The sequence below is a fragment of the Brevibacterium sp. NPDC056726 genome, assembly GCF_042790515.1.
In the GTDB taxonomy this organism is placed as follows: domain Bacteria; phylum Actinomycetota; class Actinomycetes; order Actinomycetales; family Brevibacteriaceae; genus Brevibacterium; species Brevibacterium sanguinis.
This window is the reverse complement of the sequence record NZ_JBHTYZ010000005.1, coordinates 1-18,007: the sequence shown is the minus strand read 5'-3', so window position 1 is coordinate 18,007 and position 18,007 is coordinate 1. Positions and strand designations below refer to the sequence as shown.

General features: G+C 68.7%; 19 protein-coding genes. 9 read left to right on the top strand and 10 right to left on the bottom strand.

Annotated features, from left to right (window positions below; all coding sequences use genetic code 11):
- Nucleotides 1-7: 7 nt before the first annotated feature.
- The 5 genes from ACFQ91_RS11350 to ACFQ91_RS11330 all read right to left on the bottom strand — a co-directional run bounded on the left by ACFQ91_RS11350 (nucleotide 8) and on the right by ACFQ91_RS11330 (nucleotide 6,159).
- Nucleotides 8-1,366 (bottom strand): MFS transporter, encoded by a 1,359-nt coding sequence (locus tag ACFQ91_RS11350; protein WP_249120955.1) that lies wholly within the window; start codon nucleotides 1,364-1,366, stop codon nucleotides 8-10.
- Nucleotides 1,367-1,520: 154 nt separating this feature from the next.
- Complete coding sequence (locus ACFQ91_RS11345; protein WP_211978428.1) at nucleotides 1,521-2,294, bottom strand: TetR/AcrR family transcriptional regulator; 774 nt, start codon at nucleotides 2,292-2,294, stop codon at nucleotides 1,521-1,523.
- Nucleotides 2,295-2,351: 57 nt separating this feature from the next.
- On the bottom strand, nucleotides 2,352-3,647 hold the full coding sequence (gene paaK / locus ACFQ91_RS11340) for a phenylacetate--CoA ligase PaaK (RefSeq protein WP_211978427.1): 1,296 nt from the start codon (nucleotides 3,645-3,647) through the stop codon (nucleotides 2,352-2,354).
- 106 nt (nucleotides 3,648-3,753) lie between these two features.
- Complete coding sequence (gene paaI / locus ACFQ91_RS11335) at nucleotides 3,754-4,290, bottom strand: hydroxyphenylacetyl-CoA thioesterase PaaI (RefSeq protein ID WP_376870108.1); 537 nt, start codon at nucleotides 4,288-4,290, stop codon at nucleotides 3,754-3,756.
- 180 nt (nucleotides 4,291-4,470) lie between these two features.
- Nucleotides 4,471-6,159 (bottom strand): stealth family protein, encoded by a 1,689-nt coding sequence (locus ACFQ91_RS11330; RefSeq protein ID WP_211978426.1) that lies wholly within the window; start codon nucleotides 6,157-6,159, stop codon nucleotides 4,471-4,473.
- Between the two features lie 371 nt (nucleotides 6,160-6,530).
- Here ACFQ91_RS11330 and paaA point away from each other — a divergent pair, with 371 nt between their 5' ends.
- The 9 genes from paaA to ACFQ91_RS11285 all read left to right on the top strand — a co-directional run bounded on the left by paaA (nucleotide 6,531) and on the right by ACFQ91_RS11285 (nucleotide 14,284).
- Nucleotides 6,531-7,532 carry a 1,2-phenylacetyl-CoA epoxidase subunit PaaA gene (gene paaA / locus ACFQ91_RS11325; protein WP_344250127.1) on the top strand — a complete coding sequence of 334 codons (1,002 nt, stop codon included), beginning with the start codon at nucleotides 6,531-6,533 and terminating at the stop codon, nucleotides 7,530-7,532.
- On the top strand, nucleotides 7,529-7,846 hold the full coding sequence (gene paaB / locus ACFQ91_RS11320) for a 1,2-phenylacetyl-CoA epoxidase subunit PaaB (protein ID WP_211978424.1): 318 nt from the start codon (nucleotides 7,529-7,531) through the stop codon (nucleotides 7,844-7,846). The genes paaA and paaB overlap by 4 nt, the downstream gene beginning before the upstream one ends.
- An 11-nt stretch (nucleotides 7,847-7,857) precedes the next feature.
- The gene (paaC, locus tag ACFQ91_RS11315) at nucleotides 7,858-8,835 is read left to right on the top strand and encodes a 1,2-phenylacetyl-CoA epoxidase subunit PaaC (protein ID WP_198500203.1); all 978 of its coding nucleotides are present in this window, start codon (nucleotides 7,858-7,860) and stop codon (nucleotides 8,833-8,835) included.
- A 5-nt stretch (nucleotides 8,836-8,840) separates the two neighbouring features.
- Nucleotides 8,841-9,365, top strand: coding sequence for a 1,2-phenylacetyl-CoA epoxidase subunit PaaD (gene paaD / locus ACFQ91_RS11310; protein WP_198500204.1), 525 nt, complete (start codon nucleotides 8,841-8,843; stop codon nucleotides 9,363-9,365).
- A gap of 1 nt (nucleotide 9,366) precedes the next feature.
- The gene (gene paaE / locus ACFQ91_RS11305; protein WP_211978423.1) at nucleotides 9,367-10,476 is read left to right on the top strand and encodes a 1,2-phenylacetyl-CoA epoxidase subunit PaaE; all 1,110 of its coding nucleotides are present in this window, start codon (nucleotides 9,367-9,369) and stop codon (nucleotides 10,474-10,476) included.
- Nucleotides 10,477-10,562: 86 nt separating this feature from the next.
- Entirely contained in the window at nucleotides 10,563-11,729 is a 1,167-nt protein-coding gene (locus tag ACFQ91_RS11300; protein ID WP_211978422.1) for a thiolase family protein, read from the top strand.
- A gap of 125 nt (nucleotides 11,730-11,854) precedes the next feature.
- Entirely contained in the window at nucleotides 11,855-12,586 is a 732-nt protein-coding gene (locus ACFQ91_RS11295; RefSeq protein WP_249121093.1) for an enoyl-CoA hydratase/isomerase family protein, read from the top strand.
- Nucleotides 12,587-12,636: 50 nt separating this feature from the next.
- Nucleotides 12,637-13,491: a 3-hydroxyacyl-CoA dehydrogenase family protein gene (locus ACFQ91_RS11290; RefSeq protein WP_282959881.1), complete on the top strand. Its 855-nt coding sequence runs from the start codon at nucleotides 12,637-12,639 to the stop codon at nucleotides 13,489-13,491.
- A gap of 16 nt (nucleotides 13,492-13,507) precedes the next feature.
- Nucleotides 13,508-14,284 carry an enoyl-CoA hydratase/isomerase family protein gene (locus ACFQ91_RS11285; protein WP_211978419.1) on the top strand — a complete coding sequence of 259 codons (777 nt, stop codon included), beginning with the start codon at nucleotides 13,508-13,510 and terminating at the stop codon, nucleotides 14,282-14,284.
- 4 nt (nucleotides 14,285-14,288) lie between these two features.
- On the opposite strand, the gene ACFQ91_RS11280 is transcribed toward ACFQ91_RS11285, so the two are convergent.
- The 5 genes from ACFQ91_RS11280 to ACFQ91_RS11260 form a co-directional block, all read right to left on the bottom strand.
- The gene (locus ACFQ91_RS11280; RefSeq protein ID WP_249120953.1) at nucleotides 14,289-15,029 is read right to left on the bottom strand and encodes a TVP38/TMEM64 family protein; all 741 of its coding nucleotides are present in this window, start codon (nucleotides 15,027-15,029) and stop codon (nucleotides 14,289-14,291) included.
- Between the two features lie 42 nt (nucleotides 15,030-15,071).
- Nucleotides 15,072-15,680 (bottom strand): DUF998 domain-containing protein, encoded by a 609-nt coding sequence (locus ACFQ91_RS11275; RefSeq protein WP_211978418.1) that lies wholly within the window; start codon nucleotides 15,678-15,680, stop codon nucleotides 15,072-15,074.
- 74 nt (nucleotides 15,681-15,754) lie between these two features.
- Nucleotides 15,755-16,180, bottom strand: a complete 426-nt coding sequence (locus ACFQ91_RS11270) for a MarR family winged helix-turn-helix transcriptional regulator (protein ID WP_211978417.1) — start codon at nucleotides 16,178-16,180, stop codon at nucleotides 15,755-15,757.
- A 163-nt stretch (nucleotides 16,181-16,343) separates the two neighbouring features.
- A complete protein-coding gene (locus ACFQ91_RS11265) occupies nucleotides 16,344-16,514 on the bottom strand; it encodes a hypothetical protein (RefSeq protein ID WP_198500212.1) in 171 nt (56 codons plus the stop codon).
- A gap of 25 nt (nucleotides 16,515-16,539) precedes the next feature.
- Complete coding sequence (locus ACFQ91_RS11260) at nucleotides 16,540-17,874, bottom strand: OFA family MFS transporter (RefSeq protein WP_376872981.1); 1,335 nt, start codon at nucleotides 17,872-17,874, stop codon at nucleotides 16,540-16,542.
- Between the last annotated feature and the right edge of the window lie 133 nt (nucleotides 17,875-18,007).

Here is an 18,007-nt window from a genome sequence, read left to right as displayed (position 1 = left end):
CGGGTGCTCAGGCCCGCGCTTCGTCCTCGGCGGGGACCTCGGGATTGCGGATGCCGGCCAGGGACACGAGCCCGCCGGCGATGAGGAGGACCGCCACGAAGACGGCCGCGCGGTGGAAGCCGGTGAGATCGATGGCCCCGCCGACGATGACGCCGACGATGGCGATGGTGATGAGGCCGGCCACGCGCGAGATCGCATTGTTCACGGCACTGGCGATGCCGCTGCGCTCCTCCGGGATCGCCCCGAGGACTGTCGAGGTCAGCGGGGAGACGGTGGCGGCGAGTCCGAGGCCGAAGACGATCATCGCCGGCAGCACCTGCCACCAGTAGTTGAAGTCCTCGCGGACGAGGAGCAGCATGAGCGACCCGACGCCCATGAGGATCGGACCGAGCGCCATGAACAGGCGCGGACCGAAGCGTCCGGCCAGGCGGCCGCTCGTGGAGCTGAAGAGGATCATCATGATCGTCGTCGGCAGGCTCGCGAGACCGGCGGCCGTGGCCGTCAGCCCGGCCTCCTCCTGGAGGTAGATGGCGACGACGAAGCCGTTGAGCGACAGGGCTCCGTACATGAGCGTCGTCGTGATGTTGCCGACCCAGAAGTTCCTGGCTCGGAAGAGATCGAGCGGCAGGATCGGATCGGTCACCCGCCGTTGGCGCAGCAGGAACAAAAGGAAGAGGGCGGCCCCGCCGAGGAGGGTGATCGGAATGAGCGGATTGCCCCACCCCAGCCGGGGCTGTTCGATGAGGCCGAAGACGAGGCCGCCGAGTCCGAGGATGGAGAGGATCGCCCCGAGGATGTCGATGCGGGCGTCCGGGCGGTGGGGCGGATCGGGCACCTTGCGCAGCAGCCACAGCGTGATGGCGATCGGGACGACGTTGATGAGGAACGCGAACCGCCAGCTCGCGAAGTCGACGAGGACACCGCCGATGAGCGGGCCGACGATCATCGCGCCGGTGGTCAGCGCGGTCCACGTGCCGATGGCCTTCGCGCGGGCAGCACCGGAGAAGTGGGCGCTGATGAGTGCGAGCGAGCTCGGCACGAGGAAGGCCCCGGCGGCACCCTGGAGCATCCGTGCGATGATGAGGATGAGCGGGTCGGGGGCGAGCGTGATGATCACCGAGGCGATGCCGAACCCGATGAGGCCGATGACCATCACCCGGCTGCGCCCGTAGGCGTCGCTGATGGAGCCGGCGACGAGCATGATGGCCCCGAGCGTGATGAAGTAGCCGTCGACGACCCACTGCTGGGTGACGAGCCCGCCGCCGAGTTCACGGTCGATCGCGGGCAGGGCGACGTTGACGATCGTGCCGTCGAGGAACGCCACGAACGAGGCGAGCACGGCGATCCACAGGATGCGAGAAGTCACCCTGTCAGAGTACGCCCTGAGGCAAGGCTGTTTGAGTTCTGTCGTGGCGCGTGACGTGGTGCGACTCGCACCCCGGACTTCAGGTCGCAGAGTGTCGATTTTTCTGCCCGCCATCGACACTCTGCGACCTGAAGACGGCGGATTCGCGGCTGCCTCACTTCGGGGGCGGGGCCTCCAGGCCGGTGAACGCCATCGCCGTCACTGCCTCGGCGATGGTCTCGGGGTCCACGGGGTAGCCGGGGCGGTACCACTCGGTGATCGAGTTGACCATGCCGAAGAGCAGGCGGGTGACGAGGCCGGGCGGGAAGTCCGCGCGGATGCCGCCCTCGGCGATCGCCTCGGCGACCAGCGCCCGGATCTTGTCGTCGATGCCGCGCCGCTGTTCGAGGGCTTCGCGTTCGACCTCGGAGTTGCCGCGCACCCGCAGGAGGAGGGTGACGGAGTGGTGGTATTCGATGAGAATGAGGACGCTGGCGTGGACGGCGAGCCGCAAGCGCTCGAGGGCGTCGGTGTCGGTGCGCCGGCTCTCGGTCTCGACCGCCGAGTCGAGGGCGCTGATGCCGCGGTTGATCGCCAGCCGCAGCAGCTCCTCCTTCGACTTCACATGGTGGTAGATCGCCGACTTCGTGATCCCGAGCTCGCGGGCCACGGTGTCCATCGACGTCCCGTCGTAGCCGCGGAGGACGAACACCTCGGTGGCCTTGTTGATGAGCGTCTCCCGGTCGTAGCCGGGACGGCCACGGCGCGGACGCGACTGTGTGGCCGCCTCGGCGACGATGCCACCGGCACCAGCCCCGCCAGCGGCACTCCCACCGGCACCAGCCCCGCCGGCGGCCTCATCGACAGGACCCCTGCGGGCAGCCGGAGGCACGACGGCCTCCTCAGCCGAGGTCGGCTGAGTCTGTGCAGGTGACGGGCTCTTGGACATGCGCACCAGTCTAATCAGCGAGGCGAGGCCGCTGCCGCGACACGGGTCACATCCGCCTCAGCGGATGTTCTCGCGGCGGTCGATGATGCGCTTGAGCTTGCCGACCGAGCGCGGCAGTGACCCGGGATCCTTGACGTCGACGGTCGAGGAGACGCCGAGGCGCTCCTTGATCCGCCGCGCCACGCGGCTGCCGAGCCCCTCACGTTGGGTCGCGTCGACGCCCTCGCGGCACTCGACCTCGACGGTCACCTCGTCCATCCGGCCCGGGCGGGTGAGGACGAGCTGGAAGTGCGGGCTGAGGTGCTCGAACTCGAAGAGCACGGACTCGACGTTGGCGGGGTAGACGTTGACGCCGCGGATGATGATGAGGTCGTCGGAGCGGCCGGTGATGCGGGAGATGCGGCGGAAGTTCGGGTGGGCGGTGCCCGGCAGCAGGCTCGCGAGATCGTGCGTGCGGTAGCGGATGATCGGCAGCGCCTCCTTCGTCAGGGAGGTGAAGACGAGTTCGCCCTCCTCGCCGTCGGGCAGCACCTCGCCGGTGAAGGGGTCGACGATCTCGGGGTAGAAGTGGTCCTCCCAGATCGTCGGGCCGTCCTTGGTCACCGCGGATTCGCAGGCGACGCCGGGGCCCATGACCTCGGAGAGGCCGTAGATGTCGACGGCGTCGATGTCGAAGGACTTCTCGATCTCGCGGCGCATCTCGTCCGTCCACGGTTCGGCGCCGCAGATCGCGACCTTGAGGCTCGTCGAGGTCGGGTCGATGCCCTGCCGGTGGAATTCGTCGAGGATCGTGAGCAGGTAGGTCGGGGTGGCGGTGATGATGTCGGGCTGGAAGTCCTGGATGAGCTGGACCTGGCGCTCGGTCTGTCCGCCGGAGATGGGGACGACGGTGAAGCCGTGGCGTTCGGCCCCGTGGACGCCGAGTCCGCCGGTGAAGAGTCCGTATCCGTACGCGTTGTGGAGCATCTGGCCGGGGCGTCCGCCGGCGCCGATGATCGAGCGGCGGATGAGGTCGCTCCACACGTCGAGGTCGTTCTGCGTGTATCCGACGACGGTCGGCAGTCCGGTGGTGCCCGAGGAGGCGTGGATGCGGGCGACGTTGTCGCGGGGGACGGCGAAGAGCCCGAACGGGTAGTTCTCCCGCAGGTCCTGCTTGCTCGTGAACGGCAGCTTCGCGATGTCGTCGAGACTGGTGATGTCCGCGGGAGTGATGCCGAGCTCGTCGAAGGCCTTCCGGTAGAAGGGGACCTTCTCGTAGACGGTGGACACCGTGGTCGTGAGGGTGGCCAGCTGATGAGCGCGCAGCTCATCGAGGCTCATCGTCTCACCGGCGTCGCTGGCGGTGGCGGTCATCGTGGTCTCCTGGCGGGTGTGTCGAATGGCGTGTGGATGTCCTGGAGCGCCGAGGTGGCGGCGCGTCGCGGGCGGCACCGGGTGAGCGCGGTCCGCGGGGTGAGGGTCAGGGGGCGGCGTCGGGCTTCGGGGCAGGAAGGGTGCGGGAGCGGCCGCGGTAGACGGCGATCGTCTCGTCGCCGCGCTTGACCTCGACGTCGTAGATGCCGGAGCGGCCCTGCCGGACGACCTCGCGGCCGTGGGCGACGAGTTCGTCGCCGACGCGGGTGGGCTTGAGGAAGGTGATGTCTCCGCCCGAGGCGACGGTGACCGATCCGGGGTAGTTGCAGGCCATCGCGAACGTCGTGTCGGCGAAGAGGAAGATGTAGCCGCCATGGGTGATCTCGTGCCCGTTGGTCATGATGTCGGTGACCGTCATCGAGCACTGCGCCCATCCGGGTCCGTGATCGTCGAGAGTGATCCCGAGGTGCTGGGAGGCGCGATCGTTGGCGTACATCGCCGCCGCTCCCGTGTGCGCTTCATTGCCGATGCCGGGCGCGGTGCGCTCGGGTGAGCCGGCTGTGCTCGCCGAGGCAGCCGGAGCCGGGGGAGCGGCCGTGTTGGTGCGGGCGGTGTTCGTCGCGTCGATGTCGGCATGTGCCATGTCGGGCTCCTCCTCGAGTCGCTGCGCTGCGAGGCGCGGGCAGGGTCGCCGTCTCAGAGGTGCCGCACGGCGGCATGAGAATAAACGACCATCTGGTCAATAAATATCGTTGTGATCGGCGTCTCTGTCAAGTCAGCGAGGAGGTGGCTGCACCCCGAGTATCGCTGACGGACGACGCTGTCACTGGTTCGCGACGGAGCTCTGCTGCTGAGACCCCGATGCCTGAGAACTCTGCTTCTCGAATGAGCTCGGCAGCGGGAACTTCTCCGAGAGGAACCAGTGCATGATCTCATCGAGGTGCTCCTGGGCCTCAGGGGTGGAATCCGTGTCATTGAGGCAGAGGACATCGAGGTTTCTCCGCCGCAGCAGTCGACGCATGTAGAGCTCGGCGTCGGGCCGCGAGATGTCCATGTAAGCGTAGCGAATGGGCGAATCGATCGCCTTGCCCCGTGCGTAGGCGTGGAAGTGATAGAGCGCCGAGGAGATCGAGTAGTCATCGGGATGCCGGAACTTCGACTGGGCGACATGGTCGAACAGCTGTTGATACTCGGCTTCGAAGTCGGACATCACCGACTTCAGCTGCGGGTGGGGTGTGTGCTTGAACTTGTTGCCGACCCGCCGACCGTGCTCGTTGAGCATGAAGTCACGCCCGTGTTTGGCCGCCGACAGCACCGGCATGTCCCGTGCGCTCGCCTCGGAGAGGTCGAGTGGGGCCGTCGACGGGAAGAAGCGGGACAGTCCGTTGCCGGTGAAGAAGAGCTCTGGGCTGGTGGGGCGCATGAAGAACAGGTCGTCATTCATGTAGATGTACTTCTCGCTCAGCCCCGGAATGTGGTGCATCTGCGATTCGATCGCGTGCGAATTGAAGACCGGGAGGTTGCCCTGGTCGGAGAAGATGTCCTTGTGGTCGATGACCGTGATCTTGGGGTGATCGGTGTCGAGCCAGTCAGGGACCTGGGCGTCGGTGATGAGATAGATGTGGTTGACCCAGCTCGCGTAGGCCTCGACCGACCGCAGTGAGTAGAGAAGCTCCTGCCGATCGGCGAAGCGCGATTCCGAGACCGCCGTCTCGTTGATCTGTCCCTCGCTGAGGTCGCCTTGGGCGCGCAGCTTCTTCGCTCGCCATTCGGGGTCGGAGCCGTCGACCCAGGTGTAGACGAGATCGACGGGGTCCGGAACGCCGTAGAGATCGGGGGCATCCGGCAGGATCGTGTGGTTGTCGTTGGCCAGGGACGCAGCCCAGACCTCGGGAGTGAAGTATTCGACGAGGGTGCGCGGCTGCTTCGCCACTCGGTGCAGGGTCCCCGGAATGTGCGTCGACCCGTCCACGCGTCGGCGTCGGGGCCCGAGGTCGGTCCATGCTTCGACGATGACGCCTTCGAATCCGGTGCTCAGCACGCGTCCGTTCGGCGCGACGACGCGGCGGTGGAGAATCATCGTCGCCACGGCGAAGGGGTCGCGGCGCTGTTTGCGCGGACTCGCCGACGCCCACGAATAGTATCGGCGGTACTGCGTCCAGCCCTCCGATGCCCGCAGCGAGGTGAGCGCCTCGAGTGCGTGCCGGGTCTGTGACTGCGGAATGACCAACCGCGCGCGATCCCGCGCGCGCCGCGGAAGCTCGACGAAGTCGACGCCGGCCGCTCTGAAGGCCGATCGCACGGCATCGAGGTTGCGCTGCTGAGCGGCGACGCTGTTGTGGACTTCGGTGGCGACGACCTGTGGTTGATGCGCCAGACTCGGCCGGAGCGTGGTGCGGATCCGCTGCTGCCAGTCCTTCTCGCCGTGACGGACCTCCGACAACCACAGCTTCTGGTCATTGCTGAGGAGATCGATCGCCTTCCTGCGAGTCCGCCGAGCGAGGATTCTCATCGCTTTACGACGACTGTTCACTGGCAGTACCTCCGCAGGTCATTGTCACGTCACTTTCAATTTAATGCGAAGTCATCTTTGCACCGCGGATTGACACGGGCAAATCAGATGTAGTGGATCACAGGAATAGTCGGAGTCAGAGCTGTAGTCCGACAGGAAGGGCCGGAAAGCAGCAATACTTGCCGACTGCTGGCGGCTGCCCATGCTCCCCGAGGTGGATCCCGCTCGATATTCGGCACGGAATCGAGCGGGATCCACCTCGGCGGGCATCCTGGGCGCAGGGTGCCCTATTGCGTGCGGGCGTGGGGTATGCCACACTGGTGGAGAACTTTACAGAACAAATGGTCAGTAAATGGTCCGATGGAGTGGTCATGACAACTGAAGCACAGCTCGAGGCGCAGTTCGCCGACACGATCGAAGCCAAGGATCGCATCGAACCGCGCGACTGGATGCCCGAGGCCTACCGCAAGACGCTCATCCGGCAGGTCGCGCAGCACGCGCACTCGGAGATCATCGGCATGCAGCCCGAGGGCAACTGGATCACCCGCGCCCCCTCGCTGCGCCGCAAGGCGATCCTGCTGGCCAAGGTCCAGGACGAAGCCGGCCACGGCCTCTACCTCTACTCCGCCGCCGAGACCCTCGGCGCCAGCCGCAACGAGCTCACCGAGAAGCTCATCGCCGGCAAGCAGAAGTACTCGTCGATCTTCAACTACCCGACCCTGTCGTACACCGATGTCGGCACGATCGGCTGGCTCGTCGACGGCGCCGCGATCTGCAACCAGGTGCCCCTGTGCCGGACCTCCTTCGGCCCCTACGGTCGCGCGATGATCCGCGTGTGCAAGGAGGAGTCCTTCCACCAGCGCCAGGGCTACGAGCTGCTCATGACGATGATGCGCGGCACCGACGAGCAGCGGGAGATGGTCCAGGAATCTGTCAACCGCTTCTGGTGGCCGGCGCTGATGATGTTCGGACCTCCCGACGACGACTCCCCGAACACCGCGCAGTCGATGGAGTGGGGCATCAAGACCCACACGAACGACGAGCTGCGCCAGAAGTTCGTCGACATGTCGATCCCGCAGGCCGAGGCCCTCGGCGTGACGTTCCCCGACGAGAACCTCAAGTGGAACGAGGAGCGCGGCCACTACGACTTCTCGACGCCGGACTGGGACGAGTTCTGGTCCGTCGTCAAGGGCAACGGTCCCTGCAACGACCAGCGCATCGCCCACCGCAAGCGCGCGTGGGACGAGGGCAAGTGGGTCCGCGACGCCGCGCTCGCCTTCGCTGAGCAGTCCGCCGAGGCGACCGCCGCCTCAGCCCCGTCCGGCACTGAGACCCCCGCCGCCGGCACGATGACCGAGGAGACCGCGAAATGACCGACACCACCTCGGCGAACACCCCCAGCGCCCGCGGAGAATGGCCCCTCTACGAGGTCTTCGTCCGCGGCAAGCGCGGCCTCAACCACGTCCACGTCGGCTCCCTCCACGCCCCCGACGACCAGCTCGCGCTCCGCCATGCCCGCGACGTCTACACCCGCCGCAACGAAGGCGTGAGCATCTGGGTCGTGCGCTCGGCCGACATCACCGCGTCGAGCCCCGACGAGAAGGACCCGATGTTCGCCCCCAGCGGCGACAAGGTCTACCGTCACCCGACCTTCTACGACATCCCCGACGATGTCCCGCACATGTGAGTGACGAGCAGATGACGAACGAACCCAACGCCCCCAAGGTCCACGTCGAACACGACGAGGCCGGCACCACCGTCGACCACGACTCGCACGAGAGCGCTTACTCCGGCCTGCTCGTCAACGACGCCCACTGGGCCTTCGGCACCGACTTCGAGGACCCGCTGGCCGGCGTCGACACGACCGTGCCCGAGGGCGTCGACCCGGCCGCGCTCGCCGCGTACTGCCTCATGCTCGGCGACGACGCCCTCGTCTTCTCCCAGCGCATCTCCGAGTGGTGCTCGAACGCCCCCGACCTCGAGGAGGACATCGCGCTCGCGAACATCTCCCTCGACCTCCTCGGTCAGGCCCGTCTCCTCCTCGCCCGCGCCGCCGCTGCCGACCCGAGCCTCGTGCCCGCGCTCCCGGCCTCCTCGCCGGTGCCCGACGAGGACCGACTCGCCTACTTCCGCGACGACATGGCCTTCCGCAACGTCCGGCTCGCGGAGGTGCCCAACGGTGACTTCGCCGAGGCGGTCGCGAAGATCCTCATCTACTCGACCTGGCGCCTGGCGATCTTCGAGCGCCTGACGGACAGCCGCGACTCCGTGCTCGCGGCGATCGCGGCCAAGGGCGTCAAGGAGATGTCCTACCACCGCGACTTCTCCGCCCGCTGGGTCCTCACCCTGGCCCGCGGCACCGAGGAGTCCCGGACCCGGCTGCTGGCCGCCCTCTCCGGCCTCTGGCCGCTGTGGGCCGAGCTCTTCGAGACGCACCCGACCGAAGCGGCCGTCGCCGCGGCCGGCATCGGCGTCGACCCCGCCGCGGTCGAGGACGAGGCCGGGGTCATCCTCGACCAGGTCTTCGCCGCCGCCGGCATCGACCGTCCCGACCGCGGGGCGCTCGCCGGCGTGCGCGGCAAGAAGGGCCGCGACGGCCTCCACACCGAGGCGCTCTCGCGCATGCTCGCCGAGATGCAGGTCGTCGCTCGCGCCCACCCGGAGGGGCAGTGGTGACCGCGATGCCCCTGACCCCGCTCACCGACGGCGCCGAGGCGGTCGACCGCGCCCGTGCCGCCGCCGCTCGCGTCACCGACCCGGAGATGCCGATGCTCACGCTCGTCGACCTCGGCGTGCTCCGGGACGTCACCGTCGAGGACGATCACGTCGTCGCGACGATCACCCCGACCTACTCGGGCTGCCCGGCGATGGCGACGATGCGCGATGACCTCCAGCGCGAACTCCAGGACGCCGGCTTCCCCGATGCGGAGATCCGCGTCTCGCTCACCCCTGCATGGTCGAGCGACTGGATCACCGAGGAGGGACGGGCCGCCCTCGCCGGTGCCGGGATCTCCCCGCCCGGGCAGGCTCCCCGTCGCCAGGGTCCGGTCGCCCTCACCCTCATGCCGACCCGCCGCGCCATCGTCTGCACCCTGTGCGGATCCGACGATGTGGCACTGACCTCGGAGTTCGGGCCCACCGCGTGCAAGGCGATGTACCAGTGCCGCACCTGCCTCGAACCCTTCGAACACGTCAAGGAGATCTGAGATGACCGACACGCTCGGTGCGAACGCGCCGACCTCCGCCGCCTCTCAGTCCGGTGACCGCACGGGCTTCCATCCGCTCACGGTCGCCTCCGTCGACCACCTCACCGAGGACTCCGCGGCCGTGACCTTCGACGTGCCCGCCGACCTCGCCGATCTCTTCGACTTCGCCGCCGGCCAGTCGCTCACCCTGCGCCGGATCATCGACGGCGTCGAACACCGCCGCACGTACTCGATCTGCGCCCCGGCGGGCACCGCCCCGCGCATCGGCGTGCGCGAGATCCCCGACGGACTCTTCTCCCGGTGGCTCGTGCGCGACGTCCGCCCCGGTGAGACGATCGACGTCCAACCGCCCAGCGGCAGCTTCCAGGCCGATCCCAGCCTCGGCGGGAAGCACCTGTGCATCGCCGCCGGCTCCGGGATCACCCCGATGCTCTCGATCGCCACGACCGTGCTGGCGAACCCCGAGGCGTCGGTGACCCTGCTCTACGGCAACCGGTCGACGAACACCGTGATGTTCGCCGAGGAGCTCGCCGACCTCAAGGACGCGCGCAACCAGCAGCTCGACCTCGTCCACGTCCTCTCCCGCGAACCCCGCGAGGTCGACCTCTTCTCCGGCCGCCTCGACGCCGACAAGCTGCGGCAGCTGCTGACCATGCTCGTGCCCATCGACGACGTCGACCACGTGTGGCTGTGCGGGCCCTTCGGCATGCTCAGCGACTCCCGTGCTGTCCTCGATGAACTCGGGGTGCCGAAGGAGAAGGTCCACTTCGAGCTCTTCTACGTCGACGAGCCCCCACCCGAGGTCGTCCACGCCGACAAGGTCCTCGAGGGGGCGACCTCCGAGGTCACGGTCATCCTCGACGGACGACGGACCACCTCGGCGATGTCGCAGGGCAAGACGATCCTCGACTCCGCACAGGAATCGCGGTCGGACCTGCCGTTCGCATGCAAGGGCGGCGTGTGCGGAACCTGCCGGGCCAAGGTGTGCGCCGGTGAGGTCGACATGGTCCGCAACTACGCCCTCGAGGACGCCGAGGTGGCCGCGAACTTCGTGCTCACCTGCCAGACGTTCCCCGTCAGCGACGACGTCACCATCGACTTCGACTCCTGAGCCCGATTCCGCAGAGTGACCCGTCCGGACGTCCGGACGGGCACCGCGCTACGATCATCACGTCTGACCCGAGAATAAGGAGCACCATGCCTGAGGCTTTCATCCTTGACGGACTGCGCACCCCCATCGGCCGCTACGGCGGAGTGCTCGCTGATCAGCGGCCCGACGATCTCCTCGCCACGACGCTCAAGGCCGTCGTCGACCGCACCGGGATCGACCCGGCGGACATCGACGAGGTGATCATGGGGGCCGCGAACCAGGCCGGTGAGGACAACCGCAACGTCGCCCGCATGGCCGTGCTGCTCGCCGGACTGCCCGTCTCCGTGCCCGGCTTCACCGTCAACCGCCTCTGCGCCTCGGGCCTGACCTCGATCATCCAGGGGCGGGCGATGATCGCCGCCGGCGATGCCGACGTCGTCGTGGCCGGCGGTGTCGAATCGATGACCCGCGCCCCGTGGGTGACCGAGAAGCCCTCGCGGGCCTGGGCGAAGCCCGGCAAGACCTTCGACACGTCGATCGGCTGGCGCTTCCCCAACCCGCAGTTCGACGCGGACACGACGCTGTCGATGCCGGAGACGGCCGAACGCGTCGCACAGCGCTGGAACCTCACCCGCGAAGAGCTCGACGCCTTCGCCTACGCCTCCCACCAGAAGGCGCTCGCGGCACAGGCTGCGGGGAAGTTCGACCCGGAGATCATGCCCGTAGGCGACGTCACCGCCGATGAGGGCCCGCGCGCCGACACGACCCCGGAGAAGCTCGCGAAGCTGCGCACCCTGCACGGCCCCGACAGCGTCATCACCGCCGGCAACTCGTCGTCGCTCAACGACGGTGCGGCCGTGACGATCCTCGTCTCCGACCGCTACGCGGAGAAGCACGGCCTCGACCCGCGCGCCCGCGTCGTCGCCGGCGCCAGCGCCGGAGTGCCGCCGGAGATCATGGGCATCGGTCCCGTGCCCGCCTCGGAGAAGGCGCTTGCGCGCGTCGGCTGGAGCGTCGACGACCTCGACGCCGTCGAGCTCAACGAGGCCTTCGCCTCCCAGTCGCTCGCCTGCATCCGCGACCTCCACCTCAACCCGGAGATCGTCAACGAGTTCGGCGGGGCGATCGCGCTCGGCCACCCGCTCGGCGCCTCGGGCACCCGCATCACCCTCACCCTCCTCAACCGCCTCGAGCAGGGCGAGGAGAAGCGCGGACTCGCGACGATGTGCGTGGGCGTCGGGCAGGGCTCGGCCGTCCTCCTGGAACGCGCATGAGCGAGACGACCGGCGCGGGCGCAGGGTCCACGGCGCACCCTGGCGAAGGGTCCGCGGCGCACACGGGCGCAGAGTCCGCCGCGGGCGGGGACTCTCCGCTGCTCATCGAGCGCGGGGAGAACCGGATGATCGTCCGGCTCAACCGCCCCGAGGTGAAGAACGCCATCGACCTGACGATGGTCGAGGCCCTCCACGAGGTGTGCGCCGAGCTCGAAGCACACCCGCAGGTCGCGATCCTCACCGGCACCGGCGGGACGTTCGCCGCCGGGGCCGACATCGGACAGCTGCGCGAACGCCGCCGCGACGACGCCCTGGCCGGGATCAACTCGAAGATCTTCAGCCGCATCCTCGACCTGCCGATGCCCGTCATCGCGCTCGTCGACGGCTACGCCCTCGGCGGCGGGGCCGAACTCGCGTTCGCCGCCGACTTCCGCATCGGCACCCCGAGCACGAAGATCGGCAACCCCGAACCCGGCCTCGGCATCCTCGCCGCCGCCGGTGCCGCCTGGCGCCTGCGGGAGCTCGTCGGGGAGCCGCGGGCCAAGGAGATCCTCCTCGCCGGACGCACCCTCAACGCCGATGAGGCCAGGGCCATCGGTCTCCTCAACGACGTCGTCGACCCCGATGAGCTCGAGGTCGCCGGGGAGGCGCTCGCCGAGCGGATCGCGAGCTTCGCGCCCCTGGCCGTGCGGCTGACGAAGTCGGCGTTCCACGCCCCCCGTGAGGCCCACCCCCTCATCGACAACATCGCCCAGGCGGTGCTGTTCGAAACCGACGAGAAGTACGCGCGGATGGATGCGTTCCTCGCCCGCCGCGACGCGAAGAAGCAGGCGAAGAGAGAGGCTGCAGACGAGTGAGCGACGAGACGACGACCCCCGCCGGACCCGGAACCGCAGTCGCTGGGACCGTGCCGGCGACCGCCTCGGCGAATGACCGCGCCCAGGTGCCCGACACTGTCGGCGTCTACGGCGGAGGACGGATGGGGGCGGGCATCGCTCACGCCTTCGCCACCGCCGGGGCCCGCGTCATCGTCATCGAGAGCACCGAGGACACCGCGGCCGCGGCCCGTGAGCGCGTCGACGCCTCGATCGCGAAGTCCGAGGCCAAGGGCATCGCCGTGCCCGGCCGGGTCGACGTCGTCCGCGACCCGACCCTCCTCGACGAGGCGCTCCTCGTCGTCGAGGCCGTGCCCGAGGACGCCGAGCTCAAGCGCACGATCCTCGCCGCGATCGCGAGGTACGCCCCGGCGGCGAGCATCGGCACGAACACGAGCGCTCTGTCGATCGACGAGCTCGCCTCCGCCCTGCCGCGCCCGCAGGCGCTCATCGGCCTCCACTTCTTCAATCCCGTGCCCGTGTCCGACCTCGTCGAGATCGTCGTCGGCTCCCAGACCTCACCCGAACTCGTCGCCGCGGCGACGAACTGGGTCGCGGCCCTCGGGAAGACCCCGATCACGGTGACCGACTCGCCCGGGTTCGCCTCCTCCCGCCTCGGCGTGGCACTCGCCCTCGAGGCGATCCGCATGGTCGAGGAGGGTGTCGCGAGCGCCGCCGACATCGACACCGCGATGACGCTGGGCTACCGGCATCCGGCGGGCCCGCTGAAGACGACGGACATCGTCGGCCTCGACGTGCGCCTCGGCATCGCCGAGCACCTCGAACGCGAACTCGGACCCCGCTTCGCCCCGCCCCAGCTGCTGCGCGACAAGGTCGCGGCCGGGGAGCTCGGACGCAAGACCGGCAAGGGCTTCTACGAATGGTGACCTGGAGGAACAGCCGATGACCGAGATCAGACTCAATGTCCGCGGACCGCTCGCCGAGATCGTCCTCGACGGACCCGACTCCCGCAATGCGCTGAGCGCCGACAACCTCGGTGAGCTGGCCGCAGCCGTCGGCAAGGTCGCCGAGGCGACGCCGGGCATGCGCGCCCTGCTGCTGCGCGGGGAGGGGAAGGTCTTCTCCTCCGGACGCGACATCTCCGCCGTCGACGTCGCCACCGACGATGCGTATGCGTTCCTCGAGGAGTCGTTCACCCCGGTGTTCCGCGCGATCCGCCGCCTGCCGATCCCCGTCGTGGCGCAGGTCCAGGGGGCCGCGCTCGGGCTCGGCTTCGGCATCGCCGCGGCCGCCGACATCATCTACGCTGCCGATGATGCGAAGTTCGGCTCGCCGTTCGCCGCGATCGGCGCGATGCTCGACTCCGGCGCCCACCACGTGTTCCTCGACCGCGTCGGCTACCACCGGACCATGGATCTCATCGTCACCGGTGACTTCATGACCGGCGCCGAGGCGGCCGCCACGGGGATCGTCTCCCGTGCGGTGCCCGCGGCCGAGCTCAGTGACTTCGTCGCTGAGAAGCTTCAGCGCATCGTCGCCGGACCCGCCGAGGCGTATGCGATGGAGAAGAGCTTCGTGCAGAAGCTCGTCGACGACCGCCCGCGCATCGCCGAGGTGCTCGAGGCCGAGGCGAAGCTGCAGGAAGCGGCCCGGCAGACACCGGACTACGTCGAGGGATTCCGCGCCTTCCAGGAGCGTCGCACCCCGAACTTCGGCTGAGCCGTCACTGCGGCGAGGCGCTGCCCGGGTCCGGTCCCTCGGGCGGTGGCGCGGGGTCGGGGTGCCGGGTGCCGCGCCAGCGCCGGAAGGACACGATCGTCAGGCCCCCGACGAGGAGCCACGCCACGCCCACGGCGATGCCGTTGGGGATCGTCGGGTCGCCGATGAACGCCCCGATCGCGACGAGGGAGAGCTGGCCGGGCAGGGATGAGATGACGGTGGCGATGACGAACGTGCGATTGTCGATCCCGAACGCCCCGCTGCCGTAGTTGACCGGCCAGTACGGGAAGCCCGGCATGAGCCGGAGTGTGGCGACGGCGTAGAGGCCACCGCCGTGGAGCTGGGATTCGACCGCCTCGGCGTGGGAGCCGAGCATCTTGGCAGCCGTCTGCCGCCCGAGCACCCGGGCGATCCAGTATCCGGCCCACCCGCCGAGGACGACGCCGATCATCGACAGCAGCGTGCCCAGCGGCAGGCCGAACGCGAGGCCGCCGGCGACGGCGACGATCGTCACCGGGATCGGGGTCGCCGCGACGACGGTGTAGAGCAGGACGAAGAAGCCGGCGCCCCAGACCCCCGCCTCGGCGATGTCCTCCCGGAGGTCACCGGGTCCGGGAAGGTGGACGTTGAGGACGAGCCACAGCCCGGCGAGGATGACGAGCGCGAGAGCGAGATTGCGCAGGATCGAGCCCCAGGGAAGGCGCGGGCGACCGCGCCTGGCGGGTCCGGGATTCGTCAGCGGCACGGGTCGAGTGTACGCCTCGGTCCCGGGCGGTCCCGCCTCGGCTCACACGGCCAGGAGTGCGAGGCCGACGGCGACGAGGGAGTAGAAGACGCTGACGGAGAGGATGAAGATCCGCTCGGAGATGCCGAAGACCTTCGGCCGCAGGACCGTGACGATGAGGACGAGGACGCTGATAGCCAGGGAGAGCGCCGCGATCCAGCCGATGACGGTGAGTGCGGTGCCGAGCCACGCGGGTCCGGCGGCGGTGAAGAAGCGCGAGAAGTTGCCCATGCACGCGTAGCTGATGGCGAACCATGCGATCGCCAGTACGTAGTGGAGGCGGCCGATGAGCGTCGGCGCCTCACCCTCGAGGGTCGTCGGGGCGAACGGGAGGACGGCGAAGATCACGGCGAGGACGATGAGGGCGACGACGATGCCCGTGGCGTCCGGCCAGTCGGGGACGCCGGTGGCCACCGCGGCGGCGAGCAGTGCCCAGAAGATCGCGGTCAGCCACGTCATCACGCTGCTCAGCCGCCTGGTCGGACCGACCGCGTAGTCGCTGACGGCATGGCCGACGATCGTGTAGTCGCTCGGCACGAGGTGCAGGGCGATGAAGACGCCGAGGCGGGCGAGGCCGAAGACGAGCGCGAGAAGGGCAAGGGTCAGTGCCATGGGTGCTCCTGAGGATCGGTGTGGGGGCGGGGTGCGGGAGGCGCAGCTGGTCAGCCGGCGGGAGGCGCGGCCGGTCAGCCGTCGGGGTGGCGGATGGTGCGGACCTCGTCATGGAGGTCGCGGATCGTGCGCGCGAGGTCCTGCGGATCGAGGCCGATCGCGCGGGCGTTGTCGTCGAGGGAGGTCCCGAGCAGGCGACCGCAATGGTCGGCCTTGGCCGCTCCCGCCTCGGTGAGGTGGAGTTCGCGTCGATTGCCCGAGCCCTTGGCTGCCTGGTTGTCGACGAAGCCGGCGCGAAGGAGGGCCTTGACGATGCCCGATCCGGCCGCCTCGGTGACGCCGAGCGCCGTCGCCAGGGTCCGTCCGGTGATGCCGGGATGCTGACCGAGGATGACGAGGGCGACGTACTGGTTGTAGGTGAGGCCCTCGGGCGCGAGGATCCGCTCGGCCGACCGGTCGAGGGTGCGGACGAGATCGTGGAGTTCGAAGGCGAGGTCCATGGCACTAAGTTAAGCACTTAAGTTAATGGCTCGCAAGGGGGTCCACTCGATGGGCTCACGGAATGCGACAGCGGCCCCGCCGCGGATGCCGGATCCGGGGCGGGGCCGCCTGTGAGGTGGGGCTGTGTGGTTCGGTGCTGTGCGGTTCGGTGCGGGCCCGGCGTCAGCCGGTGAAGATCGCGACCGCCCTGATGACGGTGAGGGTCAGCCCCCAGGCGAGGCCGCCGACGACGACGACGGTGAGGCCGGTGCCGATGACCTTGTACGCGCCGCCGGTGGGCGACTGCGGGGAGCCCTCAGCGGGAACCGATGACCACGATTCTGATGCGCTCATGAGTCTGTCTCCTTCCTTGAGTCGGTCAGTCGTTCTTCGGGGCGGTTGCCGTCGACGGGTTCGCGCCGCTCGACTCCGGTTCGAGGTACTTGTCGTTGACCGGGCGGACGAGGAGGTTCGCGACGAAGCCGATCGCCAGGGCCCCGACCATGATGAACATGCCCGGCGTGTAGAGCTCGGGTCCGGTCCTGCCGGCCTTGTCACCGGCCTCGACGACCGAGTTGACGATGAGCGGTCCGGCCACACCGGCGGCCGACCAGGCGGTGAGCAGGCGACCGTGGATCGCACCGACCTGGTAGACGCCGAAGAGGTCGCGGAGGTAGGCGGGGATCGTCGCGAAGCCGCCGCCGTAGAAGGAGATGATGAGCAGGGTGGCGACGACGAAGAGGACGATCGACCCGCCGCCGAAGAGTGCGACGACGAGGTAGAGGAGCGCACCGCCGCCGAGGTAGATCATGTAGTTGTTCTTCCGGCCCAGGTAGTCCGAGGTCGTCGACCACACGAAGCGACCGGCCATGTTGCCGATCGAGAGCAGGCCGACGAAGCCGGCGGCCGCAGCCGCGGTGATGCCGAAGTAGGCCTGGATCATCGGGGCGGCGTTCTCGAGGATGCCGATGCCGGCGGTGACGTTGAGGAAGAGGACGATCCACAGCAGCCAGAACTGCGGGGTGCGGATCGCGTTCTTCGCCGAGACGTTGCCCGTCGTCTGCAGGGGCTTCGCCTTGATCGTCGAGGGGTCGAATCCCTCGGGCTTCCAGTCCGGGTGCGGCACGCGGATGACGTAGGCGCCGGCGGCGATGACGACGGCGTAGACGACGGCGAGGGTGAGGAACGTCGGTGCGAGGCCGGCGACGAGGTTCTGCGGCTCGGAGCCGCCGCCGTAGAAGGCCATGAGCGCGTTCGACATCGGGCTGGCGATGAGCGCACCGCCGCCGAAGCCCATGATCGCCAGGCCCGTGGCGAGGCCCGGGCGGTCCGGGAACCACTTCATCAGCGTCGAGACCGGCGAGATGTAGCCGATGCCCAGTCCGATGCCGCCGACGAAGCCGTAGCCGAAGTAGACGAGCCACAGCTGGCCGGTCATGATGCCGAGGGTGGCGATGAGGAAGCCGCCGACCCAGCAGGAGCCGGCCGCGACCATCGAGGCGCGGGGCCCGGCCTTCTCGACCCAGGTGCCGAAGATCGCCGAGGAGATGCCGAGCATGAGGATCGCGATCGAGAAGATCCAGCCGATCGAGATCTCACCGGCGTCGAAGCGCGACATGAACGGGATCTTGAAGACGCTGAATGCGTAGACCTGGCCGATGCACAGGTGGATCGCCAGTGCTGCCGGCGGCATCAGCCAGCGGTTGAAGTCCATCGGCGCGATGATCGCCGAGCGGGAGAGTACGGAAGCCAGGGTTATAGGCCAAAAAGTGTGTCCGTGATCGTCCCGGATCCCAGCCACACCAAGGACAATCACCTGATTGCTTAGCTCTGATCGCTTAGCATTC